20 protein-coding genes are annotated in these 25,150 nt (G+C 45.5%); 16 read left to right on the top strand and 4 right to left on the bottom strand.

All coding sequences use genetic code 11. From position 1 onward, the window contains the following. Positions 1-696: 696 nt before the first annotated feature. The gene (queG, locus tag R7E00_RS19615) at positions 697-1,824 is read right to left on the bottom strand and encodes a tRNA epoxyqueuosine(34) reductase QueG (RefSeq protein WP_065274931.1); all 1,128 of its coding nucleotides are present in this window, start codon (positions 1,822-1,824) and stop codon (positions 697-699) included. A 276-nt stretch (positions 1,825-2,100) separates the two neighbouring features. On the opposite strand from queG, the gene tsaE reads away from it, so the two are divergent. From tsaE to hflC, 8 genes are all read left to right on the top strand, one after another. Beyond that, entirely contained in the window at positions 2,101-2,565 is a 465-nt protein-coding gene (gene tsaE / locus R7E00_RS19610; protein WP_005381372.1) for a tRNA (adenosine(37)-N6)-threonylcarbamoyltransferase complex ATPase subunit type 1 TsaE, read from the top strand. Beyond that, positions 2,559-4,268 carry an N-acetylmuramoyl-L-alanine amidase gene (locus tag R7E00_RS19605; protein ID WP_005381374.1) on the top strand — a complete coding sequence of 570 codons (1,710 nt, stop codon included), beginning with the start codon at positions 2,559-2,561 and terminating at the stop codon, positions 4,266-4,268. Before tsaE ends, R7E00_RS19605 begins: the two co-directional genes overlap by 7 nt. 18 nt (positions 4,269-4,286) lie before the next feature. Then, positions 4,287-6,299 (top strand): DNA mismatch repair endonuclease MutL, encoded by a 2,013-nt coding sequence (gene mutL / locus R7E00_RS19600; protein WP_132937298.1) that lies wholly within the window; start codon positions 4,287-4,289, stop codon positions 6,297-6,299. Further along, positions 6,296-7,228, top strand: a complete 933-nt coding sequence (miaA, locus tag R7E00_RS19595; RefSeq protein WP_005381378.1) for a tRNA (adenosine(37)-N6)-dimethylallyltransferase MiaA — start codon at positions 6,296-6,298, stop codon at positions 7,226-7,228. The genes mutL and miaA overlap by 4 nt, the downstream gene beginning before the upstream one ends. 194 nt (positions 7,229-7,422) lie before the next feature. Beyond that, the gene (gene hfq, locus R7E00_RS19590; RefSeq protein WP_005381379.1) at positions 7,423-7,686 is read left to right on the top strand and encodes an RNA chaperone Hfq; all 264 of its coding nucleotides are present in this window, start codon (positions 7,423-7,425) and stop codon (positions 7,684-7,686) included. 38 nt (positions 7,687-7,724) lie between these two features. Continuing rightward, the gene (gene hflX / locus R7E00_RS19585; protein ID WP_005381380.1) at positions 7,725-9,014 is read left to right on the top strand and encodes a ribosome rescue GTPase HflX; all 1,290 of its coding nucleotides are present in this window, start codon (positions 7,725-7,727) and stop codon (positions 9,012-9,014) included. Between the two features lie 45 nt (positions 9,015-9,059). Further along, on the top strand, positions 9,060-10,265 hold the full coding sequence (gene hflK / locus R7E00_RS19580) for an FtsH protease activity modulator HflK (RefSeq protein WP_017633728.1): 1,206 nt from the start codon (positions 9,060-9,062) through the stop codon (positions 10,263-10,265). Between the two features lie 2 nt (positions 10,266-10,267). Further along, on the top strand, positions 10,268-11,248 hold the full coding sequence (gene hflC / locus R7E00_RS19575) for a protease modulator HflC (RefSeq protein ID WP_005381382.1): 981 nt from the start codon (positions 10,268-10,270) through the stop codon (positions 11,246-11,248). A 63-nt stretch (positions 11,249-11,311) separates the two neighbouring features. On the opposite strand, the gene R7E00_RS19570 is transcribed toward hflC, so the two are convergent. Beyond that, a complete protein-coding gene (locus R7E00_RS19570; RefSeq protein ID WP_005381383.1) occupies positions 11,312-11,497 on the bottom strand; it encodes a DUF2065 domain-containing protein in 186 nt (61 codons plus the stop codon). Positions 11,498-11,669: 172 nt separating this feature from the next. Between R7E00_RS19570 and R7E00_RS19565 the strand changes: the two genes are divergently transcribed. Together R7E00_RS19565 and motX are read left to right on the top strand one after the other, a co-directional pair. Beyond that, the gene (locus R7E00_RS19565) at positions 11,670-12,986 is read left to right on the top strand and encodes an adenylosuccinate synthase (protein WP_005381385.1); all 1,317 of its coding nucleotides are present in this window, start codon (positions 11,670-11,672) and stop codon (positions 12,984-12,986) included. Positions 12,987-13,202: 216 nt separating this feature from the next. After that, the gene (gene motX / locus R7E00_RS19560) at positions 13,203-13,838 is read left to right on the top strand and encodes a flagellar protein MotX (RefSeq protein ID WP_005381388.1); all 636 of its coding nucleotides are present in this window, start codon (positions 13,203-13,205) and stop codon (positions 13,836-13,838) included. 80 nt (positions 13,839-13,918) lie between these two features. On the opposite strand, the gene hmpA is transcribed toward motX, so the two are convergent. Next, positions 13,919-15,103 carry an NO-inducible flavohemoprotein gene (gene hmpA, locus R7E00_RS19555; RefSeq protein WP_047103962.1) on the bottom strand — a complete coding sequence of 395 codons (1,185 nt, stop codon included), beginning with the start codon at positions 15,101-15,103 and terminating at the stop codon, positions 13,919-13,921. A gap of 157 nt (positions 15,104-15,260) precedes the next feature. Here hmpA and nsrR point away from each other — a divergent pair, with 157 nt between their 5' ends. From nsrR to trpS, 5 genes are all read left to right on the top strand, one after another. Next, positions 15,261-15,686 (top strand): nitric oxide-sensing transcriptional repressor NsrR, encoded by a 426-nt coding sequence (nsrR, locus tag R7E00_RS19550; RefSeq protein ID WP_017633731.1) that lies wholly within the window; start codon positions 15,261-15,263, stop codon positions 15,684-15,686. A gap of 115 nt (positions 15,687-15,801) precedes the next feature. Beyond that, on the top strand, positions 15,802-18,309 hold the full coding sequence (gene rnr / locus R7E00_RS19545) for a ribonuclease R (RefSeq protein ID WP_017821742.1): 2,508 nt from the start codon (positions 15,802-15,804) through the stop codon (positions 18,307-18,309). Between the two features lie 70 nt (positions 18,310-18,379). After that, on the top strand, positions 18,380-19,123 hold the full coding sequence (gene rlmB / locus R7E00_RS19540) for a 23S rRNA (guanosine(2251)-2'-O)-methyltransferase RlmB (RefSeq protein ID WP_005381395.1): 744 nt from the start codon (positions 18,380-18,382) through the stop codon (positions 19,121-19,123). 122 nt (positions 19,124-19,245) lie between these two features. Then, positions 19,246-19,932 carry a phosphoglycolate phosphatase gene (locus tag R7E00_RS19535; RefSeq protein WP_017633734.1) on the top strand — a complete coding sequence of 229 codons (687 nt, stop codon included), beginning with the start codon at positions 19,246-19,248 and terminating at the stop codon, positions 19,930-19,932. Between the two features lie 116 nt (positions 19,933-20,048). After that, entirely contained in the window at positions 20,049-21,065 is a 1,017-nt protein-coding gene (gene trpS, locus R7E00_RS19530; protein ID WP_005381398.1) for a tryptophan--tRNA ligase, read from the top strand. Between the two features lie 57 nt (positions 21,066-21,122). Here trpS and R7E00_RS19525 read toward each other — a convergent pair whose 3' ends face one another. Next, entirely contained in the window at positions 21,123-21,497 is a 375-nt protein-coding gene (locus R7E00_RS19525) for a hypothetical protein (protein WP_005381401.1), read from the bottom strand. Between the two features lie 543 nt (positions 21,498-22,040). Here R7E00_RS19525 and R7E00_RS19520 point away from each other — a divergent pair. Then, positions 22,041-24,995 (top strand): ExeM/NucH family extracellular endonuclease, encoded by a 2,955-nt coding sequence (locus tag R7E00_RS19520; protein WP_262606408.1) that lies wholly within the window; start codon positions 22,041-22,043, stop codon positions 24,993-24,995. Positions 24,996-25,150: the final 155 nt, after the last annotated feature.

The raw sequence follows: 25,150 nt of genomic DNA, 5'->3' as shown, positions 1-25,150 counted from the left end.
GCGGGGTGGAGCAGCTTGGTAGCTCGTCGGGCTCATAACCCGAAGGTCGTCGGTTCAAATCCGGCCCCCGCAACCAAATACAAGACGATAGATTGAGTACTTATTTAGTATACAATTGTTAAGTCGTCTACGGATGCGCCGCTTGATTCAACGCCTGCTTCTCGCAACCAATCACATCGCTCTTTTCATAATGCTGCGAAGCATGAATCCCCAAAAGCTAAACTTTTATCCGCATCATATGATGTCGGACGATTTCGTTTGTGTTTAAAACACGATATGAATCGGCTGACGTACAAGTATGATGAGGCTTCGCGTGTTTTATCTACTTTAATTAACAGAGTTATCCACATACGTCGTTCTGTGGATAAGTTGGTTGATAAAGTGTTTTTAGCTCGACTTTTTATGATGGGGAAGAAAGATCTTTTCTCTAAAGTGAAGTTGAAATAACAAAGAAATATCAATTAAATCTTTGTTATATAAAGAAAAAATAAGTTTTTTGTCGGATCGAGTACGTTAAAATACGATCATTAACTGGTATTTTTTTGATCCTAGTCATTTCTCCGAGCTGTGTTTAACTTTTTTCTGCTAGCTTGTTTTTCTTGAATCTCAAATTTTTTTCCACATTACAAAATTGAGAACAAGGTCATGAATTGAACATGCAAAAGTACTTTCAATCTCTTGCATATAGACTACGCTCTATGCGTCTCTCGGCAGTCCCTTCTCGACTATCCTTATTAAGCGTTGCTTTTTCGTCTCTATAGATGAATTACTCTCAGTGGGGAGTTGATTCAGTTGCTCTGTCAAAGCCCATTTAATGTGCTCATCAAGTAATTTATTTTCACCTTGCCGACTTTCCAGCGCATCTATGATTCGCTGACTATATTCTGCATTACCAAGTGCGACAGCGATGTTACGTAGCCACTGTATATGACCAATACGACGGATAGCGGAGCCTTCCATATTTTTTAGAAAAGTCGCTTCATCCCAGTTAAACATGTCGACGAGGTCAGGGTTTTTGAAACTGTCACGACGGTGGAAATCATCTTGCTCCGTTATGTCGGCGTAGCGGTTCCATGGGCAAACCAATTGACAGTCGTCACAACCATAAATGCGGTTACCCATTGGCTTTCGAAACTCTTCAGGAATCACGCCACCGAACTCGATGGTGAGATAAGAGATACAACGCCTGGCATCGACAACTTTGTCTTCAACGATGGCTTGTGTTGGGCATGATGTAATGCATGCTTTGCATTTACCGCACTGATCAACGCTTGGCTCATCAACGGGTAGTGGTAAGTCGATAAGTAGTTCACCTAAAAAGAACCACGATCCACAGTCTTGATCTAAAATCAGGGAATGTTTCCCGGTCCAACCTAAGCCCGCTTTTTGGGCGAGAGGTCGCTCTAATATTGGTGCGGAATCAACGAAAGGTCGGTAACCATATTGACCAACCTCTTGTTCAATAAGTTTGCCGAGCTTATTTAGCTGCTTTCTGACGAGCTTGTGATAATCGCGCCCTAGTGCGTAGCGGCTAATATAGGCATGACTTTTATTCGCGAGGTTCGAAGCGAATTGAGCCTCTGGTGGCAGATAGTCCATCCGGACGCTGATAACACGAACGGTTCCCGGGAGTAGCTCATGGGGTCTAGCACGCATCATACCGTGACGAGCCATCCAATCCATTGAGCCGTGATAGCCTGCATCAAGCCATTTTTGTAGTGCTGCTTCATGTTCACTCAGATCAACGTCGCAGATCCCAACTTTTTGGAAGCCGAGTTCTTTTCCCCAAACTTTGATTTGTTGTGCGAGTTGTTCGTAGTTCATGTTAACCACCGGAATAAAGGGGGGCGGATCTTAACGGATCTCTGGCTTTGGTGCTACCCAGTTAGGTACGTTTTTGATGTTGTGAATACTGCTTATTGACGTCATTTGCATATATTCTAAATCTAGGTCGATACTAAGATGATTAAGATACCGTTTATTGGATACTTTTTTCGCACATATGACATTTGAAAGCTTGTCTCTCAAAACCAACACGGTTTACTATTCCTGTTCTTTTGATTTTTATATAGTCAACGATCATTAGTTAGAGAAGCATCAATGAGCACGAAACAATTCAATTTAAAAGATGAGCATGAAACGGTTGCACTAGGCACCGCTTTGGCTCAGCTTTGTTCCCAGCAAACCACAATTTATCTGCATGGTGATTTGGGTGCAGGTAAAACAACCTTTAGTCGTGGTTTTGTCCGTGCTCTTGGTCATCAAGGTAACGTGAAAAGTCCAACTTATACTCTAGTCGAACCGTACCAGTTGGATCAGTGGCAAGTATATCACTTCGACCTTTATCGTCTTGCGGATCCTGAAGAGCTTGAGTTTATGGGTATTCGAGACTATTTCACAGACGATGCGATTTGCTTGGTTGAATGGCCTGAAAAAGGGCATGGCTTACTGCCACAACCGGATCTTGATGTAAACATTCGCTACCAAGGTGAGCAACGTGTAGCCGAACTAACAGCTAATAATGATTATGGTGTGCAGTTACTCAGTCGATTGGAGCTATGTTGAGTTTTTCAAATTTTAGAGTAGTGGCGACGTTTGTCGCCACTTTTCTCCTTCTCATCCCCAATTTAGCATTTGCTAACGTCGTTAAGAGTTTTCGAGTTTGGCCTTCACCTGATGAAACACGTGTTGTCATCGATTTAGGCTCGGAAGCTGACTATTCCTATTTCTCTTTATCAGGGCCGGATCGCCTTGTCGTGGATTTAAAAAGCACGACGATGCAGGCCAAACTGCCTGTTACTGTTACGGATAGCCCTGTTTTAAAACTGGTACGAAAAAGCTCGCCTCCAGAGAAGGGCACTTATCGTTTGGTGTTTGAACTAAAAAAGAGCGTTCAAGCGGAATTATTTAAATTAAGCCCAACACCAGGTGGGCAGTATGGTCACCGCTTGGTGATTGATTTACCGCACGGTAAGAAGGCATCGACCTCTAAACCGAGTAAGCCAGCGGCGGCCAGCAAAGACATGAGTTCAGTTCAACGAGCTCAAGAAGTGTTAATTGTTATCGACCCTGGTCACGGTGGGGAAGACCCTGGCTCTATTGGCCCTTCACGTCGTAAGTACGAGAAAGATGCGGTATTGAGTATCTCAAGAAAAATTGCTGCTCAGCTCGATGCGACTCCTGGTATTAAAACGCGCATGACTCGTACGGGAGATTATTTTGTAAACTTAAACCGTCGTGTCGCGATTGCTCGTGAAAATGATGCGCACTTGCTGATTTCCATTCACGCAGATGCGTTTACTTCACCGAAGCCTCGCGGTGGATCGGTCTTCGTACTAAATACTCGTCGTGCAAATACCGAAATTGCTCGTTGGGTCGAGAACCATGAGAAACAGTCTGAGTTATTGGGCGGCTCGGGTAATGCGTTCTTCACGAAGACAAAAGATCGTAACGTGAACCAAACTTTGTTGGACTTGCAGTTTAGTCATTCACAAAAAGAAGGCTATAAACTGGCAACAGAAATCCTAGGTGAGATGGGACGTGTTGCGCACCTGCATAACACCAAACCGATCAACACCAGCCTTGCGGTTTTACGCTCTCCACAGATTCCGTCTGTGCTAGTGGAAACGGGCTTTATTTCTAACCCAACAGAAGAGCGTTTACTGTTTCAACGAGCGCACCAAGATAAGTTAGCTCAGGCTATCACTAAGGCGGTCGTCAAGTACTTAAAAGATAACCCACCAGAGGGTACGGTGTTCTCGCCTTCAGCGAAGCCAATGGTACATATTGTAAAGCGTGGCGAGTCATTATCGGTGATCGCGAACAAATATGGGCTTAGCTCTAAAGCGCTGATGTCGGCAAACAACTTGAAGTCGACAGGCTTGGCAATTGGTCAGAAGCTCAACATTCCTTCTGCTGGTACGATTAAAGTGCCAAGTAAACCGATTACTGTTGAGACAGAAACCATTACGCACAAGGTTAAGTCTGGTGAGTTCTTAGGTAAGATTGCGAATCACTATAAAGTGAAGGTTTCAGATATCCGCCGAGAGAATAACTTGAAGTCAGATACCTTGTGGGTAGGGCAAAAGTTGAAGATAACGGTCGCGGTAAAAGATAAACCGATTCGTAAGCACAAGGTTTCTCGGGGTGAGTTCCTTGGCAAAATAGCGTCCAAATACGGCGTTAGCGTATCGAGCATTCGTAAAGCGAATAACTTACGCTCTGATCAGCTAGCGGTTGGGCAAGTCCTGATCATTCCAAACAAGTAGGTGAGCTCCTAACTCATTATGACGATTAAAATTTTGCCAGCCAGACTTGCAAACCAAATCGCCGCAGGGGAAGTGGTCGAAAGACCTGCTTCTGTGATTAAAGAGCTGGTTGAAAATAGTCTTGATTCTGGCGCAACTCGAATCGATATCGATATCGAGAAAGGAGGCGCAAAGCTGATTCGTGTTCGTGATAACGGAAAAGGTATCGCGAAAGATGAACTCGGCTTAGCGCTCAGTCGTCATGCGACATCTAAGATACATACCTTAGATGATCTCGAAGCCATTATGAGTCTAGGTTTTCGCGGTGAAGCGTTAGCCAGTATTAGCTCAGTCTCGCGTTTGACGCTCACGTCGCGTCCTGCGGCACAAGAAGAAGCCTGGAGTGCCTACTCCGAAGGGCGTGATATGCAGGTGAAGCTTAAGCCAGCAGCGCACCCGATTGGCACTACCGTTGAGGTGTTGGACTTATTTTTTAATACTCCAGCGCGTCGCAAGTTTCTTCGTACGGAGAAAACCGAATTTGCTCATATTGATGAGTTATTGAAACGCATTGCGTTAAGCCGCTTTGATGTCACCATCAATGTGCGTCATAACGGCAAGATCATCCGTCAATATCGCGCGGCGAAAAATCAGCTTCAAACCGAAAAGCGTATTGCTGCTGTCTGCGGTAATGCGTTTGTGCGGCATATGCTCAGAATCGAGCTTGAGCATCAAGGGTTAAAGTTACATGGGTGGATTACCACACCAGAGGGAGCAAGGCAGCAAAGCGATTTACAATATTGCTATGTGAATGGCCGAATGATGCGTGACAAATTAATCAATCACGCGATTCGTCAAAGCTATGAAATGAGCTTAAAGCCAGATCAGTTTGCTGCGTATGTGCTCTTTATTGAGCTAGATCCGCACCAAGTAGATGTGAATGTTCACCCTGCTAAGCATGAAGTGCGTTTCCACCAAGCTCGTTTGGTGCATGATTTCATCTATCAAGCTTTGACGGATGCACTTTCACAAAGCGCTGTGATTGATAAACCACAGGTGAATGAATCGGCATTTCATCGCGTGGAACCGACTGAATCCGAAGAGATTGAGCATTCGCCAGAGCCTGAAAAAGTACAAGAGCCAGCATCTTCACCGGTGCCAGAGCGGGTTTATCAAGCGATAGAGAGTACACCGGCTTATCCTGGACGCAGTGATTATGAAGTGAAGCCTCGTAATAGCGGTCCTAGTGAGACCTCCGTGCGAGAGGCGCGCGTAGTGGAGTCATTCAAACGTAATGATTGGGTGGAATCCAAACCTGCACCAAAGCCAAGTCACAGTAAAGAGCGCCACGTAGAACCAGCGCCAACTAAACAAGAAGTACGCGCTTATCACGAGCTGCTGAAAACGCCAGAGTTTGAGGCTCAGGCAGTCACTCCAATAGCGCCCCAAACGATAACTTCGCACACATCAATGCCATCGATTACTGCATTAGGCAAAGCGCTGATGGTGGTCGATGAACAATTTGTTTTGATGAGCAGTGACAGTGGGGCGGCGTTAGTCTCGTTACCTAGAGCAGAATTTTATCGTGTAAAAGGCCAGCTCACTCCAAGCGATGGTGCACTCAAGGCACAACCTCTGCTTGTTCCTCTATCTATTAAGTTAGAGCCCAAATTAGTGAGACTGGCCCAAGATTATCAACAAGATTTGGCATTGCTTGGTATTCAATTGAAAGCGAGAAACGAGCACGCCTTAATGGTGATGGGCGTCCCAGCTCCGCTGCGTCAACAAAACTTACAAAATTTAGTACCAGATCTGTTATCTTACGCGCAATCTTGTGTGAACGAAGGTATAGCAGCGGCTCAGATGCTGTCTGAGTTGATAGATTGGCTCGCATTACAGGTCACGACAATGAAGAGTCACTATACTTTTTCTGAAGCCATTCAAATTATTGCGGAACTTGAACAGCTAAGACATGGTCAATTGCCATTAGAAGATACAAAATTCGTATCCGCTGTTGATTTCTCTGCCACGATAGCCAAATTAAAACCATGACAGATAAACTACCTTTGGCGCTATTTTTAATGGGGCCAACTGCATCAGGCAAAACTGAGCTGGCGATTCGTCTTCGTCAAAAATTTCCGATTGAGATCATCAGTGTTGATTCTGCTTTGATCTACAAAGGGATGGATATCGGTACGGCGAAACCGGATGAAAAAGAGTTAAGTTTGGCGCCTCATCGCTTGATAGATATTTTGGATCCAAGTGAATCTTACTCTGTCGCCGACTTTCGTCGAGATGCATTGAAAGCGATGGATGATATTGTTGCAGAAGGAAAAATTCCACTTCTTGTGGGTGGAACAATGCTGTATTACAAGGCGTTACTTGAAGGTTTATCACCACTTCCTGCTGCAAATCCTGAAATTCGTCAGCAAATTGAACAAGAGGCATTGACTAAAGGTTGGTCAGTGTTGCACGATGAACTCAAAGAGGTTGATCCTGTGTCAGCCGCGAGAATCCATCCCAATGATCCCCAACGTTTATCTCGGGCATTGGAAGTTTTTCGCATTTCAGGTAAAACTTTGACTGAATTGACTCAAACGAAAGGTGAAAGCCTACCATACCGAGTCAAGCAGTTTGCAATAGCTCCCAAGGATAGGGCAGAACTTCACCGTCGGATTGAACTCCGTTTCGAGAAGATGATGGAAGCGGGCTTTGAAGAAGAAATGAAAGCGTTACATTCGCGAAAAGATCTTCACCCCGATCTTCCTTCCATACGATGCGTCGGTTACCGACAGATGTGGGAGTATTTAGATGGGGAGTGTACACGTGACGAAGCGGTATTTCGTGGCGTATGCGCGACTCGTCAATTGGCCAAGCGTCAAATCACCTGGTTACGCAGCTGGGATGATTTAACTTGGTTGGATAGCGAGAACATTGAACAGGCATTAGAAACGATGTCGGAAGCAATAGCATCTGATTGACATAGCTGTGTATAATGTGATCGTTTTTGCGTGAACGCACTCTCAAAGGATCTGTTGTTGGCGGTTTTTATACTATGCTGCTAATTACTTAGAGTGCATTTTTGATTCGTTTAGCTCAGATGCAAAAGCCGTATCTTTTGCATTGCACCACTAGCTAAATAATTACAACTACAAATTAAATAAGGAAAATAAAAATGGCTAAGGGGCAATCTCTACAAGACCCATTTCTAAACGCGCTACGTCGTGAGCGTATCCCGGTATCTATCTACCTTGTGAATGGTATTAAACTACAAGGTCAGATCGAATCATTCGATCAATTTGTGATCCTGCTGAAGAATACTGTTAACCAAATGGTGTACAAGCACGCGATCTCAACAGTTGTGCCGGCTCGTCCAGTGAGCCATCACAGCGGTGAACGTCCACAAGGTGAGCGTCCACAAGAGAAATCTGAAGATTAATTCTTCATCGAGTATTTTTAAAATAAGGAGTTGATTGCTTGTTTGACCGTTATGAATCCGGTGAGCGAGCCGTACTTGTTCATATCAACTTCACGCAAGAAGGTGAATGGGAAGATCTGGCTGAGTTCGAAATGCTGGTTTCTTCTGCTGGGGTAGAGGCGCTACAAGTGGTAACTGGTAGTCGTCAATCCCCACACCCGAAATACTATGTCGGAGAGGGTAAGGCCCAAGAGATTGCTACAGCGGTACAATCAACTGGTGCCGAAATTGTGATTTTTAATCACGCCCTCTCTCCTGCCCAAGAACGTAACCTCGAAGCACTGTGCCAATGTCGAGTTCTCGACCGCACTGGTCTTATTCTCGATATCTTTGCTCAACGAGCTCGAACACACGAAGGTAAGCTACAGGTAGAGCTGGCTCAACTTCGTCATATCTCTACTCGTTTGATTCGTGGTTGGACACACCTTGAAAGGCAGAAAGGTGGTATCGGTTTACGTGGCCCGGGTGAAACCCAGCTGGAAACCGACCGTCGCTTATTGCGTGACAGAATCAAAGCCATCCTGCGACGCTTAGACAAAGTAGCGAAGCAGCGTGAACAAGGGCGCCGCGCCCGAAATCGAGCTGAAATCCCAACGGTTTCACTTGTGGGTTACACCAACGCGGGTAAGTCGACACTCTTCAACCGTATTACAGAAGCTGGCGTGTACGCGGCTGATCAATTATTTGCTACTTTGGACCCGACTTTACGTAAGATAGAGTTAGCAGATGTTGGTCCTGCCATCTTGGCAGACACGGTTGGTTTTATTCGACATTTGCCACACGACTTGGTTGCGGCCTTCAAGGCAACCTTGCAGGAAACGCAAGAAGCTGACATTTTGTTACATGTTGTTGATGCCAGTGATGAGCGTTTTCGTGAGAATATTCAAGCTGTTCATGAAGTACTAGAAGAGATCGACGCGCATGAAGTGCCGACTCTGGTTGTCATGAACAAAATCGACAATCTAGATTCGCAGAAACCACGTATAGAACGAGACGAGGAAGGCGTACCTCGCGCAGTTTGGGTTTCAGCAATGGATGGGTTGGGCATTGATGTCCTGTTTGAGGCTCTGACGGAACGTCTGGCGTCACAAATGGTCGAGCATCAGTTGCGAATTCCTCCACAGTATCAAGGACGATTCCGTAGTACCTTCTTCCAAATGAAGTGTATTCAACGTGAGGAATATGACCAGGATGGTAACTTGTTGATCGATATTCGAATGCAGCAAGTAGATTGGTCTAGACTTGAAAAAAGAGAAGGGGCAGTTTTGACTGGCTTTATAGTCACTTAAAGGACTGCTACAGTATAACGTCATATCAAATGATGGAGCTTTCTAATGGCGTGGAATGAGCCTGGAAATAACAACGGCAACAATGGCCGCGATAATGACCCTTGGGGTAATAATAATCGTGGTGGCCAGCGTCCTGGTGGCCGAGATCAAGGTCCGCCAGATTTAGATGAAGTGTTCAACAAACTGAGTCAAAAGCTGGGCGGCAAGTTTGGTAAAAAAGGCGGCGGTGGTTCTCCAATCGGCGGCGGTGGTGGTAGTGCAATTGGCTTTGGCGTGATTGCTCTGATTGCTGTTGCGGTTTGGTTTTTCGCTGGTTTTTACACCATCGGTGAAGCAGAGCGTGGTGTTGTACTGCGTTTAGGTAAATACGATCGTATCGTAGACCCAGGTCTTAACTGGCGTCCTCGCTTTATTGATGAGTACGAAGCGGTAAACGTACAAGCGATTCGTTCACTACGTGCATCTGGTCTAATGCTGACCAAAGATGAAAACGTTGTAACAGTTGCGATGGATGTTCAGTACCGAGTGACTGACCCATACAAATACTTGTACCGTGTAACCAATGCAGACGACAGCTTGCGTCAAGCAACGGATTCTGCACTACGTGCAGTAATTGGTGACTCATTGATGGATAGCATTCTAACCAGTGGTCGTCAGCAAATTCGTCAAACTACGCAAGAAACACTGAACCAAATCATTGATAGCTATGATATGGGTCTGGTACTTGTTGATGTGAACTTCCAGTCTGCTCGTCCACCAGAGCAAGTGAAAGATGCGTTTGATGATGCAATCGCAGCACGTGAGGATGAAGAGCGTTTCATTCGTGAAGCTGAAGCATACAAGAACGAAATCTTGCCTAAGGCAACGGGTCGTGCAGAGCGTTTGAAGAAAGAAGCACAAGGTTACAATGAGCGTGTCACTAACGAGGCTCTTGGTCAGGTAGCACAGTTCGAAAAACTACTACCAGAATACCAAGCAGCGCCTGGTGTAACGCGTGATCGTCTGTACATCGACGCAATGGAAGAGGTGTACTCAAGCACTTCGAAAGTGTTGATTGACTCGGAATCAAGCGGCAATCTTCTTTACCTTCCAATCGATAAGTTGGCGGGACAAGAGGGCAAAGCAGATACCAAACGTAAATCGAAGTCATCTTCAACCTATGATCAAATTCAACTTGAGTCAGATCGTACACAAGAAGACACTTCGAACACGCAGTCTCGTTCAACAGGTTCACGTCAAGGGAGATACTAAGAATGCGTAAGTTAATGATCCCTGTACTGGTAATCGCACTGGCATTAATGTTGATGTCTTTGTTTGTGATTCCTGAAGGTGAGCGCGGTATCGTGGTTCGATTTGGTCGTGTCTTGAAAGACAACAACGACATCACTCGAATTTACGAGCCTGGTCTGCATTTCAAGATGCCTTTGTTTGACCGTGTGAAACAACTTGATGCACGTATCCAAACAATGGATGGCCGTGCAGACCGTTTCGTAACGTCTGAGAAAAAAGACGTTATCATTGATACCTACGTGAAGTGGCGTATTGAAGATTTTGGTCGCTACTACCTCGCGACTGGCGGTGGTAACTCGCTAACGGCAGAGGCACTACTTGAGCGTAAAGTGACGGACGTGCTTCGTTCTGAAATCGGTGCTCGTGAAATCAAACAGATCGTATCTGGTCCACGTAACGATGATGTGCTACCAGAAGACGCAAGTGCCGATGTTGTCGCAACTGAAGCGGCTCGTGAGGCGCTTGAGATTGATGGTGAACGCGACCTAATCATGTCTGAAGTATTGAAAGACACGCGTGAAAGCGCAATGAAAGACTTGGGTGTTCGTGTCGTTGATTTCCGAATGAAGAAAATCAACCTGCCTGATGAAATCAGTGAGTCTATCTACCGTCGTATGCGTGCGGAGCGTGAGTCCGTTGCTCGTAAGCACCGTTCTCAAGGTCGTGAAAAGGCGGAAGTTATTCGTGCTCAAGCAGAACTAGAAGTAGCAACTATTCTAGCTGAAGCTGATAAAACTGCGCGTGTGACACGAGGTGAAGCGGATGCTGAAGCTGCGAAGATTTATGCTGAAGCGTACAACAAAGACCCTGAGTTCTTTAGCTTCCTACGCTCGCTACGTGCGTATGAGAAGTCCTTCAGCTCTAAGAGCGATATTCTGGTGCTTGATCCGAAGAGTGAGTTCTTCCAATACATGAACCAGTCGAAGGGCAGCATGGAGAAATAATCTCCGCGTCTCATTGAAATAAAAGGCTCCTTAGGGAGCCTTTTTTGTATCTGATGCTAAGTGTTAGCTCATCATGATGGCGATGACGGCTCCAGCAACTACTAGGCAGCCACCGATGCGTCGTAGCTGATTGTTGGGTTGTTCACTTAATTGAGCCACCATATTCCGCCAACCGTTAGGAGCAATCAGTGGCCCAATGCCTTCCACGATCAAGACGAGCCCAATCGCCAACCATATGGATTCAGACATAGCGCTTTCCAGTCGAATAGAGAAAGCTAAATACTATCAGTGATATGCTGATTTCAAAATGAACAAAGCGGCAAGATGACATTCTGGTAGCGACTCTGTGAACAAAAAATGACTGCAAGAAGTGAGATTCGGTGCTAGAATCCATTTTTAACTAGCAATCAGACTTGGAAAGATGGGAAATAACGTAGTCGTTCTAGGCACCCAATGGGGTGACGAAGGTAAAGGTAAAATCGTAGACCTTTTAACTGAAGATGCAAAATACGTGGTACGCTACCAAGGCGGTCACAACGCAGGTCACACTCTCGTAATTGACGGTGAAAAAACCGTTCTTCACTTAATTCCATCAGGTATCCTTCGCGATAACGTAAAATGTGTTATCGGTAACGGTGTTGTACTATCACCTGAAGCTCTACTTAAAGAAATGAAGCCTCTTGAAGAGCGCGGTATTCCAGTACGCGAGCGTCTTTTCATTTCTGAAGCATGTCCGCTAATTCTTCCTTACCACGTTGCAATGGACCAAGCTCGCGAAATCGCTCGCGGTAAAAAAGCTATCGGTACTACTGGTCGTGGTATCGGTCCAGCATACGAAGATAAAGTTGCTCGTCGCGGTCTACGCGTTGGCGACCTATTCGATATGGCGACTTTCGCAGAGAAGCTAAAAGAAGTCATGGAGTTCCATAACTTCCAACTAGTTAACTTCTACAAAGCGGAACCAGTAAGCTACGAAGAAGTACTTGAGCAAGCGAAAGGCTACGCTGAACTACTAACGTCAATGGTTATCGACGTAACTGACGAACTAGACGCAGCACGTAAGCGCGGCGACAAGATCATGTTCGAAGGTGCACAAGGTACACTACTTGATATCGACCACGGTACTTACCCGTACGTAACGTCTTCTAACACGACTGCTGGTGGTGTTGCTGCAGGTTCTGGTTTTGGTCCTCGTCACATCGGTTACATCTTGGGTATCGCAAAAGCGTACTGTACTCGCGTTGGTGCTGGTCCATTCCCGACTGAACTATACGACGGTTTAGATAAGCAAGATCCAATTGGTAAGCACTTAGGTGAAGTTGGCCACGAGTTCGGTGCGACAACTGGTCGTCTACGTCGTACAGGTTGGTTCGATGCTGTTGCTATGCGTCGTGCAATCCAAATCAACTCTGTATCTGGTTTCTGTCTAACTAAACTAGACGTACTAGATGGTCTAGAAGAGCTAAAAATCTGTACTGGTTACAAGATGGAAGATGGCTCTGTGCTAGAAGTTTCTCCGATGGCTGCTGAAGCATTCGAAAAAGCAACGCCAATCTACGAAACAATGCCTGGTTGGTCTGAGAATACATTTGGTGCTAAGTCACTAGATGCTCTACCACAAGCAGCTCTTGACTACATCAAGCGTATTGAAGAGCTAACTGGCGTTCCAGTAGACATCATCTCTACAGGTCCTGACCGTAACGAAACTATCATCAAAGTTCACCCATTCGAAGCTTAATTGATAGCCGTTAAAGATTGCAAAAGCCGACCTTATGGTCGGCTTTTTTGTATCTGAACAAAAACAGCGTGACTCTCATATGGCAAGCTTTTGCCTCTTAGCCTAAATCAGAGGCAAAAATTGTCTAAAGCTTAGCTGTTTTTTGCCGATAAGGTTATCAAGCAGAGGAGATCCTTCACCGATCTTTGGTTTCTTAGATACCTTAAGGGTACGTTTATGAAGTTACGAACAGTGGCTGCTTCACTGTTGTTGACCTTGGTTGCTACCACAGTGAAAGCCAATGTTGCTGATGTGGGGGCACCAGTTCCGATCTATACCGAAGCAGAGCTGATAAAGCTTATTGAGCAAAATAAGCACTTACAACGTGTGCGCGCTGATAACTGCCAGCTGGTGGAGGATATCGTAGCTCGTGCGACTCGAATTAACTTACCCGCTTATGAATTTCTGTACGGAGATATGTTGGCTTGGGGGGTGTGTGTCGAGCAAGATGTCGAACTGGGTCTTTACTACATCGAAAATGCAGCGCATCAGGGGTTACCAGCTGCACTAGAGCAGATTGGCCGATACTATTCGCGTGGCACTTTAGTACAGCAAGATAAAGAACGTGCAATTCCATATTTGCGAGAAGCTGCGTCAATGGGAAACCTAAACGCGCGTATTCATCTGGCCGAGTTGCTTTTACGTGATTATGGCAGTCCACTCGATTACGAAGATGCGTATCGTTGGTTATATAACTCTGTCACAGCAGATAAGCGGCAGCATAAGCGCATAACTGTATTGAGAAACGGCCTTGAACAGCGCATGCCACAAAACGTTATTGCTCGAGCTAAACGGCGAGACACCTTTTGGTAACGCTTCAATATTGCAAACAACTTCATACAACAAAGCCCACGTCACGTGGGCTTTGTTGTTTTCCCGATAGCTGATAGCGCTTAAACCACTTTGTGTGGACCGAAGCATTCGTAATGGAATTGCTCTTCTGGTACGCCAAGTTCTAATAGCTGTTTCGCTATGTGCTGCATAAATCCTACAGGGCCACAGAAGTACACCTGCACGTTATCTTGCTTTAATGCAGCTTCAATTTCATACAGATTGACAAAGCCCGTGAAGTGGAAGTCTTCACCTAGTTTGTCTTCTGCCGTTGGTTGGTTATACCAAATGAGCGCGTTCATATTTTCTTTTTCTGCAACGAGTTGGTTTACGTGTTGCTTGAAAGCATGCTGTTGGCCATTTTCGGTTGCATGAACCCAGGTTACAGGTGCTTGATGTGCTGAGAGACTTTCTAGCATTGACAGCGTTGGAGTAAGTCCCACACCAGCAGATATTAGAACAACGGGTGTTTGTGGTTCGGCATCCATAAAGAAGTCACCGGCAGGGGCCGCAAGCTGCACTTTTTCGCCAATGTTCAGGCTATCGTGCAGGTAGTTCGACACTTTTCCGCCTTCTTCACGTTTTACCGAGATACGGTAAGTGTTCTCTTGGACCGCAGAAGACAGACTATATTGGCGAATTTCTTGGTTTTCTAACTGGTCACTGTTGATGTAGATGCCAAGGTATTGTCCCGGTTTATACGGCGCCACTTTTTGACCATCGGTTGGCTTGAATACAAAGCTGCAAATGTGTTCGCTCTCAATCTTTTTATCGACTAATTCAAATTCGCGTAGACCGCGCCAGCCGCCTTCCAAAGCTTCATTTTGTTGGTAAATTTGTTCTTCGCGCTGAATAAATACATTCGCAAGTACGCCGTAAGCCTCAGCCCAAGCATCCAACACCTCTTGACCTGGATTAAAAAGCTCATCGATTGTCGCAAGTAAATGCTTACCAACGATTTGGTACTGATCTTCTGTGATCAAAAAGCTCGTGTGCTTATGCGCAATTTTCTCTACTGCGCCAAGCAGAGCTGGCAAATTTTCAATATTGGCAGCATAGGCACAGATAGCGTTGAATAATGCTTCACGCTGATCGCCGTTACGCTGGTTACTCATGTTAAAAATATCTTTCAACTCAGGGTTATGAGTAAACATACGCTCGTAAAAGTGCGCGGTCAGTTTTGGTCCTGTTTCGGCGATGAGTGGTGCGGTCGCTTTGACGATCTCGATAGTTTGATTGCTGAGCATAAGGGCTTCCTACTTTAAGTTGTATTTATAATGCATGTTTAAAGTTGTATCTCAAATGTATCTTTCGATCAAGAAAAGATTTACACTTTTATCGATAGCTCAAGTTTGGGGTTTTAGCATCACCAGCGGGTTATTGAGTCGCACTTTGGGAGAGAATATGCAGTTAACTAGTTTCACTGATTATGCGTTGAGAACCTTAATTTTCTTGGCTTCGTTGCCGGAAGATGAGTTAACCAGCATTACCGAAGTGACGGATTTATTTGGTGTGTCACGCAACCATATGGTTAAAGTTATCAATCGGTTAGGGCAGTTGGGTTATGTCCATACCGTGCGCGGAAAAAACGGTGGTATCCGGCTGATGAAGCCAGCGTCTGAAATCACAGTTGGTGGTGTTGTGCGCGATTTAGAGCCGTTAGATTTAGTCAACTGTGGTGTGGATTTTTGCCATATTACCCCTGCTTGCCGCCTCAAAGATAAATTGGCGAAAGCAAAAAGTGCCTTTCTGGCGGAGTTGGATAACTGCACGATTGAATCCTTGCTCAGTGACAATTCTGAACTTTTGATCTTGCTGGCTCGTCCTTAACTCATTTGCATGCCTAGAGTCGATCTCGATCATTCTTTTTTCAAAGCAATTCTGTAGCTTATCGAGAGACTCAGATATACTAGCCATATACCTTCCTTGCTAGATAGGCGTGCCTATGTCAGACAATATTCCAAACGATCCTTTTGCAGATCGTGAATCCAAAAATTACGAAAATCCAATTCCAAGCCGAGAGTTTATCATCGAGTTTCTAGAGCAAGCGGGCGTTCCAATGAATCGTAACGACTTGTTTGAGGCACTAAAGCTTGAGGGCGAAGAGCAATACGAAGGGTTGCGTCGTCGGCTACGTGCGATGGAGCGAGATGGCCAACTGGTGTTTACCCGCCGTCAGTGCTATGCATTGCCTGAAAAACTTGAAATGGTGAAAGGTTACGTGATTGGTCATCGTGATGGCCATGGTTGGGTACGTCCAGAAGGCAGCGTCGGCAAGGATGATGATATTCTGTTACCGCACCATCAGATGAAGAACATCATCCACGGTGATTTTGTCTTAGTGCAACCGACAGACAACAGCAAGCGCGGCCGCCGTGAAGGACGTTTGGTGCGTGTGCTAGAGGAGCGCAATGATCAAATCGTTGGTCGTTTCTTCCTTGAATATGGATACTCCTATGTTGTCCCAGATGACTCGCGTATCAGCCAAGATATCCTGATCCCAAATGAGCACAAAGCGGGTGCACGCATGGGTAACGTAGTCGTAATTGAAATTACTGATCGTGGCTCACGCTCACGCGGCATGATGGGTAAAGTGGTTGAAGTCCTTGGTGAAAACATGGCACCAGGTATGGAAACACAAATTGCGATTCGTACACACCAAATCCCTCACGAATGGCCAGAAGCCGTCGATAAACAAATCGAAAACTTAGGCGAAGAAGTACCAGAAGAAGCGAAAGTTGGTCGTGTGGATCTACGTGATTTGCCACTAGTGACCATTGACGGCGAAGACGCACGAGACTTTGATGATGCCGTTTACTGTGAAAAGAACAAAGAAGGTGGTTGGCGTTTATGGGTAGCGATTGCTGACGTCAGTTACTACGTTCGTCCTGACTCTGCGTTGGACAAAGAAGCGATCAATCGTGGTAACTCAGTATATTTCCCTTCGCAAGTTGTGCCAATGTTGCCAGAAGTACTGTCGAACGGTCTATGTTCGCTTAACCCGCAAGTAGATCGCTTGTGTATGGTGTGCGAAATGACCATTTCCGATACAGGTAAGCTGTCTGGTTACAAGCATTACGAGGCGGTGATGAACTCGCACGCTCGTCTCACATATAGCAAAGTGAGCGCGATTCTAGAAGGGGATGAAGAACTACGTGAGCGCTACCAGCCGCTTGTTTCTCATCTAGAAGAGTTGCACAAGATGTACAAAGTGCTGAAAGAAGCACGAGATCAACGCGGTGCAATCGAATTTGAAACCGTTGAAACCAAATTTATTTTCAATGCGGAACGTAAAATCGAAAGCATTGAGCCAGTAATTCGTAATGACGCGCATAAGATCATCGAAGAATGTATGATTTTAGCCAACATTGCTTCGGCATCGCTGGTAGAAAAAGCGAAAGAGCCCGCGCTTTATCGTATCCACGAATCTCCAGGTGAATTACGCCTGCAAGGTTTCCGTGACTTCTTAAGTGAACTTGGTCTTGAGCTAAAAGGTGGTTTAGAGCCTTCACCAACGGACTATGCTGATCTCGCACGTCAAATCTCCGGGCGTCAAGATCAAGAGTTGATTCAGACCATGCTGCTACGCTCAATGAAGCAAGCGGTATACAACGCAGATAACGCGGGGCACTTTGGGTTGGCATTGAAACGCTATGCGCACTTTACGTCGCCAATTCGTCGTTACCCTGACTTGTTACTTCACCGTGCAATCAAGTATCTGATTGCTAAAGAAGAAGGTCGTAATCAAGATCGCTGGACACCAACAGGTGGCTATCATTACTCGTTTGACGACATGGATTTTTACGGCGAACAATGTTCGATGACAGAGCGCCGTGCTGATGATGCAACACGTGATGTTGCGGATTGGCTGAAGTGTGAATATATGCAAGACCACGTCGGTGACGAACTAGACGGTGTTATTGCTAATGTCACTAGCTTTGGCTTCTTTGTACGTTTAACGGATTTGCACATCGATGGTTTGGTACATATTTCTACCCTTGCGAACGACTACTATCAATTTGACCCGATTGGTCAACGACTTATTGGTGAAAGTTTCGGTAACATCTACCGCTTAGGTGATGCAGTAAAAGTAAAAGTACTGGCTGTTAACCTCGATGATAAGCAAATTGACTTTGAATTGGTCGAAACAAGTCGTAAGCTACGCGGCGAAGGTAAGACTGCGAAGAAACGCGCAGCGGAAGCAAAGCGCAAAGCGAAAGATAAAAAACGCGCTGCGACTCGCTCTTCATCGAAGGAAGGTGGCGCGGCTCGTGCAGTTCCTGCGATAGAGCCAACTAAACGCCCAGAAGAAACGGGCGCAACGAGTAAGCGTAATGGCCCAAAACGTGGTGACGCCGAAGGCAACGAGAAGCCTAAAGTGAAAAAAGCACGTAAAAAGAAGCCGCACAGTAAGCCGAAGAAAACCAAGCGCACTAAAAAAGAAGCGCAGTAGTAGGTTGAAGCGCCAACTTAGTTCAAACTTGGTTGGCGCAGGCAATACGACCAGAACAACAGGTTAAACAATGAGTAACGAATTTATCTACGGCATTCACGCAGTGAAGGCGGTATTGGAGCGCGAACCAGAGCGTTTTATCGAGGCGTACGTTTTAAAAGGTCGTCAAGATGATCGCCTAATGCCAATCCTAAATGATCTTCAGGTTTGTGGTGTTTCTATTCAGCAGATGACACGTAAAACTTTGGATGACAAAGCGCGCGGTGCAAATCACCAAGGCATCATCGCTCGTGTGAAACCAGCGAAGCAGCTGAATGAGAACGATATAGATGACATCCTGGCGCAGCACGAATCACCACTGCTATTAGTGTTAGACGGAGTGACCGATCCACACAATCTTGGTGCGTGTTTACGTAACGCAGATGCGGCAGGTGCTGCGGCGATCATCGTACCGAAAGATCGTTCTGCGCCAATGAATGCGACGGTAAGTAAAGTCGCTTGTGGTGCAGCTGAAGTCGTACCATTGATCCGAGTAACGAACTTGGCTCGTACTATGCGTACATTGCAAGAGAAAGGCATCTGGTTTGTTGGTACTGCGGGTGAAGCAACGCACGACATCTACCAAGCCAAACTGACTGGACCCCTTGCTATCGTAATGGGGGCAGAAGGTGACGGTATGCGTCGTCTGACTCGTGAAACCTGCGACGATTTGATTAAGATCCCAATGGCTGGTAGCGTTTCAAGCTTGAACGTATCTGTGGCATCCGGCATCTGTTTGTTTGAGGCAGTTCGTCAGCGTATTGCTGCAAAGTAAGTGCTAAATAAGTTAATAAACAAACAGTTACTGCAAAGTTAGACATAATGATAAAAACAAAGGATGGGGTGCCATCCTTTGTCGTTTTCACCGATTTATAAATAAAAATCCTCAGGGAAGTTATGACTCAACAAGACATTAAATTCATCGCCTTCGATCTAGATGGTACTTTGCTTGATAGCGTGCCAGATCTAGCTGTCGCGGCAGACCAAGCAGTACAGGCGCTTGGCTTTCCATCGGTTTCAGAAGAACAAGTTCGTGATTACGTGGGTAACGGTGCAGACGTGCTTATTGGTCGCTCATTAAGCCAAAGCCTGACCATCAACCCGGAGCTGAGTGAAGAGCTTCGTGCTAAAGCGCGTGTATTGTTTGATGATTACTACGAGCAAAGCGGTCACAAGCTAAGTCATCTTTACCCAACGGTAAAAGAGACACTAGCAGAGCTGCACAAAGCGGGCTTTGTTATGGCGTTGGTGACCAACAAACCTTCAAAGTTTGTGCCTGACGTTTTGGAAAAGCACGACATCGCAAAATACTTCGTTGATGTCCTTGGCGGTGATGCATTCCCAGAGAAAAAACCAAACCCAGTAGCATTGAACTGGTTGATGGAAAAGCACCAAACCCAACCAAGTGAAATGCTGATGGTTGGCGACTCGAAAAACGATATTCTCGCAGCAAAGAATGCAGGCTGTGCCTCATTTGGTCTGACATATGGTTACAACCACGGTGAACCTATTTCAGCATCAAATCCAGATTTCGTCGCTGACAGTTTGGCAGAATTATTGGACGTTGTAGCGGTTTCTGCATAACGGCTACAAAAGAGCTTCCAAAATACTCGTTAATGAGTACACTGAGTAAACTGTGCACCTATTACTGCACGGTTTTTTTCATTTAATTAGATTAAGAAGTCAAAGGAATCATTCTAATGAGCAAACCCATTGTATTGAGTGGTGTTCAACCTTCAGGTGAACTAAGTATCGGTAACTACTTGGGTGCTCTACGTCAATGGCAGCAGATGCAAGACGATTATGATTGCCAATATTGTGTGGTAGACCTTCACGCGATTACGGTTCGTCAGGACCCTAAAGCGCTGCATGAAGCAACTCTAGACGCACTGGCAATTTGTCTGGCAGTTGGTGTTGACCCGAAGAAGAGCACGCTATTTGTTCAGTCACATGTACCAGAGCATGCTCAATTAGGTTGGCTTCTTAACTGCTACACTCAAATGGGTGAGCTGAGCCGTATGACTCAGTTTAAAGACAAATCGGCACGTTACGCGAATGACGTAAACGTCGGCCTATTTGACTACCCGGTGTTGATGGCGGCTGACATTTTGCTTTACGGTGCACACCAAGTACCTGTAGGCAGTGACCAGAAGCAACATCTAGAATTAGCGCGCGATATCGCAACGCGTTTCAACAATATTTACTCGCCAGAGCAGCCAATCTTCCAAGTTCCAGAGCCTTACATTCCGACAGTAAATGCGCGTGTAATGAGCCTTCAAGACGCAACGAAGAAGATGTCTAAATCTGATGACAACCGTAAGAACGTTATCACGCTGCTGGAAGAGCCTAAGTCGATCCTTAAGAAGATCAACAAAGCGCAAACCGATACCGAAACGCCACCAAGTATCCGTCATGATATCGAGAACAAGGCGGGCATTGCTAACCTAATGGGTCTGTACTCTGCGGCGACAGGCATGAGCTTCGAAGAGATTGAAGCGAAGTACCAAGGCGTAGAAATGTATGGCCCATTTAAGAAAGATGTTGGTGAGGCAGTTGTAGCAATGCTTGAGCCAATTCAAGCAGAATATCACCGTATTCGCGCTGATCGTGCTTACATGGACGAGGTAATGCAGCAAGGCGCTGAGAAAGCCTCGGCACGAGCGGCTGAAACGCTTAAGAAAGCATACGAAGCAGTAGGTTTTGTAGCTCGCCCATAGTTGCTAAGAACGAATACGAAAAAGCTCCACTTTGGTGGAGCTTTTTTTATGCCTGTATTACTGAAATGGTGTGTCTTTCATACAGCGTTCCATGTCGTAATATTCAACACGTCCTCGAGCCCCTAGAAAGGCAGACTTCACAACCATGCCTCTATCAATGAAGTAACTAAGCTGTACGCATGATATATCGTAGCTGAGTTCTTTAATTCTCGCTGGAATCCAGTAGGTTCCTGGCGTTCTTAGACGCTGAGTAAAGGTAATAACACCCTCGTCACTGACTTCTAGCTCTTCAATACCATCCAGTTCATTTTTGGCTGATTCGATGATGTCTTGATTCGCCGTAGGTTGAAGTGGCTCACTGGCGGTCAACTGACACCCCGCTATCAAGCCAAGTAGGGAGAGAGCTAGCACACTGCGTTGAATTTTTTTCATTTGTCGTTCCTGGGTTTACAGCTAATGAGATCTTATTGTCTCGCGCAGGTGTTATATCTTTTGTGTATGTTTTTGGCTAGTGAGTAATGAAAAGTTATTGAATAAATCATGAAAACTTTGAAGTATGAGGGGCCTGTATAAGAGAGAACGAAGCGAGTAATAGATTCTTGGGCTTGAACAGTGATACAAGTGAAAATTAAAGCATTCTAAATTAGTGACTAATTATATTTTTTATTTGTAACGGAACGGTTGGGTTAATAAGCAACTCAACAAGTGATGTATTTTCTACTCCTTAACATGAAGTGAAAAAGTAAACTGAGTAATCAATCTAAATTCTGACTTGTTTATCAATAGCGCTCTGTATTTATTACAAAAAATGTTTGAATGGGATGCTCTGGCATATTTTCTTATATTCACATGTGATTCATTTCACGGCTTTAATTACTCATTCTTATTTATTTCATAAATAAACCTGATAGTAGACGCAAATGGCAGGCTCTAACCAGAGCTAAGTTTGCATTTACATAAATATCAGGTATGACAATGGACACGTTAATCAAACCCTCAATACTCGCATTAACCATCGCCAGTGCACTTAGTGCAAACGCGAACGCAGAGATTATTATTTCCCAATACGTAGAAGGCGGCGCTTATAATAAAGCGGTAGAGATCGCTAATACGGGTGATACTGCGGTGACACTCACTGGCTACGAGTTGGCGAAATCATCAAACGGTGGTGGTACTTGGGGCAGCACATTCGACCTTAGCCAAGTGACGATACAAGCTAACCAAGTGTATGTACTGGCGCATGGTGACGCGAGCGATGCCATCAAAGCTGTCGCCGATATCACAGATAAAAGCGTTGCGAACTTTAACGGTGACGACCCGATCGCACTGCTTAAAGATGGTGAAGTGCACGACATCATCGGTATGATGGGTGACGTAGATTTTGGTAAAGACACCACATTAGTTCGTAACAGTGATGCACTAACCCCTTCTGCTACTTATGATGCATCTCAGTGGACGGTATTTGAGAAAGACAACATTGACGGCCTTGGTGAGCTAAATGCGACTGAGCCACCAGCACCATTCGCTTGTGAAGTCGACGGTCAGCAACCTAACTTCACTACCATCCAAGATATTCAAGGTGAAGGCGATACGTCTCCATTCATTGATGGTTACCCATACATTACTGACGAAGATCATTTCGTAACTGGTGTCGTGACTGCTGTTACCACTGGCCTAACCAAAGGTTTCTACCTACAAGCATTAGAAAGCGACAACAACGACAAGACCTCAGAAGGCTTGTTCATTCATACCGACGCGGCGGACACGGCGCTGAAAGCTGGTGATGTTGTTTGTGTGAAAGGTAAAGTTCAAGAGTATTACAGCAATACTCAGCTTGCTTCTGATGCTAACAGCTATGTGAAAACAGGCACCTCTGAAACCCCTCGAGTTACCGATCTTGTTATCAAAGAAGGTGAGACACTACGTGATGCGCTTGAGCGTCATGAAGGGATGCAAGTTGAGTTAACCTCGGCAAGTGACTTGTTTGTAACTCGAAACTTCTCTTACGACTACGATTCACGTCGTAACAATATGATGCTCTCTCATGAAGCGCCATTGTTAAAGCCGACTCAATTACACGCGGCAGAGAGCGATGCAGCCGTTGAGCTAGCAAAAGACAACGCAGCGAACCGCGTATACTTAGAATCAGATGGCAAAGCACCAAACGGACAAATCCCATACTACCCAGATTTTGCTAAAGATGCAGACCAAGATGGCTCTTCAGAGCAGCACATTCGCCTTGGTTCTCGAGTAGAAGGTCTTCAGGGTGTCGTGGCTTACAGCTACAACGAATACCGCCTGATTGCGACCAATGAAGTCGATAACACCAACTTTGTGACTTCAGGTGAAGGCTTCGATGTGGCTCGTAAAGATGCCCCAGCGATTGCGGACTCAGATTTGCGTATTGCAAGCTTCAACGTACTGAACTACTTCAACTCCGTGGCTGACAGTGGTCATGAAAACCCAACCGGACAAAACCGCGGTGCGACTAATCTAGACGAATTCCTGATCCAGCAAGCGAAAATCGTTGCGGCGATGAACAAGATGGACGCAGACGTTATTGGTTTGATGGAAGTGGAAAACAACGGCTTTGGTGACGGCAGTGCTATCCAAAACTTAGTTGATGCCCTAAATGCTGAGATTGATGACGCTGAAGATCATTACACGTATGTCGAAATCGAAGAGCAAGACAAATACCAAGACGAATACTTTGGCAGTGATGCGATCATGGTGGCGATTTTATATCGTGCTAACGCAGTAACGCCAAAAGACGCTGCAAAAGTGATCATCACGCCAGAGCAGCACATTGCAGAAAACACAATTACTCGTAAAGAGGGCACAGAAAGTAACCCTGCTTACGATAAGTACCAACGCCACAGTCTACTTCAGACCTTTACGGTGAAAGAGACGGGTGAAGATTTGTCTATTGTCGTAAACCACTTTAAGTCGAAAGGCTCTGAGTGTATTGAAGAGTGGATTGCCGGTGTAGAAGATTCTGAGCCAACGGATCTGCAAGGCAACTGTAACAACTTCCGCGTTTCTGCTGCGCACGCAGTGGGTGAAGCGTTGAAAGAGGTGAAAGGCGATGTATTGCTCATGGGCGACCTCAATGCTTATGGCATGGAAGACCCACTTCTGACACTGACTGATTACTCGAAAGAGAAATACGGCCGTGACATTTATACTGCTGCTTACACAACCATTGGTGATGGTGAACTTCAAGTAGAGAAGACCAAAATTGAAAAAGGTTACGGTCTGCACAATTTAAACACGTTGCTGCACGGCACTGATACGTTTTCTTACACCTATTCGGGCGAGCTGGGTAATTTGGACCACGCATTGGCAAGCAGTAGCCTAGCGCAAAAAGTGGTAGCAATTGAAGATTGGCACATCAACTCACTAGAGAGTAACTTGTTCGAATACAGCAGCAAGTACACAGGTGATATGCCGAAGTACAAAGATGCGTTCTCTGCCTCTGACCACGATCCAGTGATCATCGCGATTGATTTACCAGATGATGACATCGATTTACCTAAAGCAGGTGACAACTTAGCCGTCGATGTCCGTTTACCACCAACGGCGGTTGTGGGCGATATTGTTACGGTGAACTTAACGCCATCCACACAAGCGGCTGCGGCAAGCAGCGATACGAAAGCTTACTCGGCTAGCCAAACTTTAGTTCAAGCTGATATTGATGCGCGTAGCGTGAATATTGAGTTTGAACAAACGCCAGAGCAAGGTAATTATCAGTTAGAAGAGAAAGTGACTGACTCGACAGGTAATATCGTGAAGTTTAGCTCTGTTCGTGATGTTTCAATGACGCAAACTGAAGCTGGAACAGAAGGGTCGAAGGATTCAGATGGTGGTTCGTTTGGTTTTGGTGCTCTATTTGCGCTGCTAGGTCTCGGCTTATTCCGTCGTCGCCGCTAAGCGAATTTACTTCCTGACAAACAGTTCCTAAATAGCTGTAAAGACCAAAGGCCAGCCTATGCTGGCCTTTATGTTCAGAAAAAATATAGAAATGGATAATCATATTGACGTATTAGTTATCAAGTTTGGGTATACTTTTTCAGCAGAGCAAAGGG

The organism is Vibrio sp. Vb1755 (assembly GCF_033338635.1).
Classification (GTDB): Bacteria; Pseudomonadota; Gammaproteobacteria; order Enterobacterales; family Vibrionaceae; genus Vibrio; species Vibrio alginolyticus.
The sequence above is the reverse complement of the archived record's forward strand: the minus strand, read 5'-3'. Positions and strand labels throughout refer to the sequence as shown.

Excerpts from the sequence above, each read along its gene's own strand:
- queG (WP_065274931.1), bottom strand. The coding sequence starts at position 1,824 with ATGAACTACGAACAACTCGCACAACAAATCAAAGTTTGGGGAAAAGAA.
- tsaE (WP_005381372.1), top strand. The coding sequence starts at position 2,101 with ATGAGCACGAAACAATTCAATTTAAAAGATGAGCATGAAACGGTTGCA.
- R7E00_RS19605 (WP_005381374.1), top strand. The coding sequence starts at position 2,559 with ATGTTGAGTTTTTCAAATTTTAGAGTAGTGGCGACGTTTGTCGCCACT.
- mutL (WP_132937298.1), top strand. The coding sequence starts at position 4,287 with ATGACGATTAAAATTTTGCCAGCCAGACTTGCAAACCAAATCGCCGCA.
- miaA (WP_005381378.1), top strand. The coding sequence starts at position 6,296 with ATGACAGATAAACTACCTTTGGCGCTATTTTTAATGGGGCCAACTGCA.
- hfq (WP_005381379.1), top strand. The coding sequence starts at position 7,423 with ATGGCTAAGGGGCAATCTCTACAAGACCCATTTCTAAACGCGCTACGT.
- hflK (WP_017633728.1), top strand. The coding sequence starts at position 9,060 with ATGGCGTGGAATGAGCCTGGAAATAACAACGGCAACAATGGCCGCGAT.
- hflC (WP_005381382.1), top strand. The coding sequence starts at position 10,268 with ATGCGTAAGTTAATGATCCCTGTACTGGTAATCGCACTGGCATTAATG.
- R7E00_RS19570 (WP_005381383.1), bottom strand. The coding sequence starts at position 11,497 with ATGTCTGAATCCATATGGTTGGCGATTGGGCTCGTCTTGATCGTGGAA.
- R7E00_RS19565 (WP_005381385.1), top strand. The coding sequence starts at position 11,670 with ATGGGAAATAACGTAGTCGTTCTAGGCACCCAATGGGGTGACGAAGGT.
- motX (WP_005381388.1), top strand. The coding sequence starts at position 13,203 with ATGAAGTTACGAACAGTGGCTGCTTCACTGTTGTTGACCTTGGTTGCT.
- hmpA (WP_047103962.1), bottom strand. The coding sequence starts at position 15,103 with ATGCTCAGCAATCAAACTATCGAGATCGTCAAAGCGACCGCACCACTC.
- nsrR (WP_017633731.1), top strand. The coding sequence starts at position 15,261 with ATGCAGTTAACTAGTTTCACTGATTATGCGTTGAGAACCTTAATTTTC.
- rnr (WP_017821742.1), top strand. The coding sequence starts at position 15,802 with ATGTCAGACAATATTCCAAACGATCCTTTTGCAGATCGTGAATCCAAA.
- rlmB (WP_005381395.1), top strand. The coding sequence starts at position 18,380 with ATGAGTAACGAATTTATCTACGGCATTCACGCAGTGAAGGCGGTATTG.
- R7E00_RS19535 (WP_017633734.1), top strand. The coding sequence starts at position 19,246 with ATGACTCAACAAGACATTAAATTCATCGCCTTCGATCTAGATGGTACT.
- trpS (WP_005381398.1), top strand. The coding sequence starts at position 20,049 with ATGAGCAAACCCATTGTATTGAGTGGTGTTCAACCTTCAGGTGAACTA.
- R7E00_RS19525 (WP_005381401.1), bottom strand. The coding sequence starts at position 21,497 with ATGAAAAAAATTCAACGCAGTGTGCTAGCTCTCTCCCTACTTGGCTTG.
- R7E00_RS19520 (WP_262606408.1), top strand. The coding sequence starts at position 22,041 with ATGGACACGTTAATCAAACCCTCAATACTCGCATTAACCATCGCCAGT.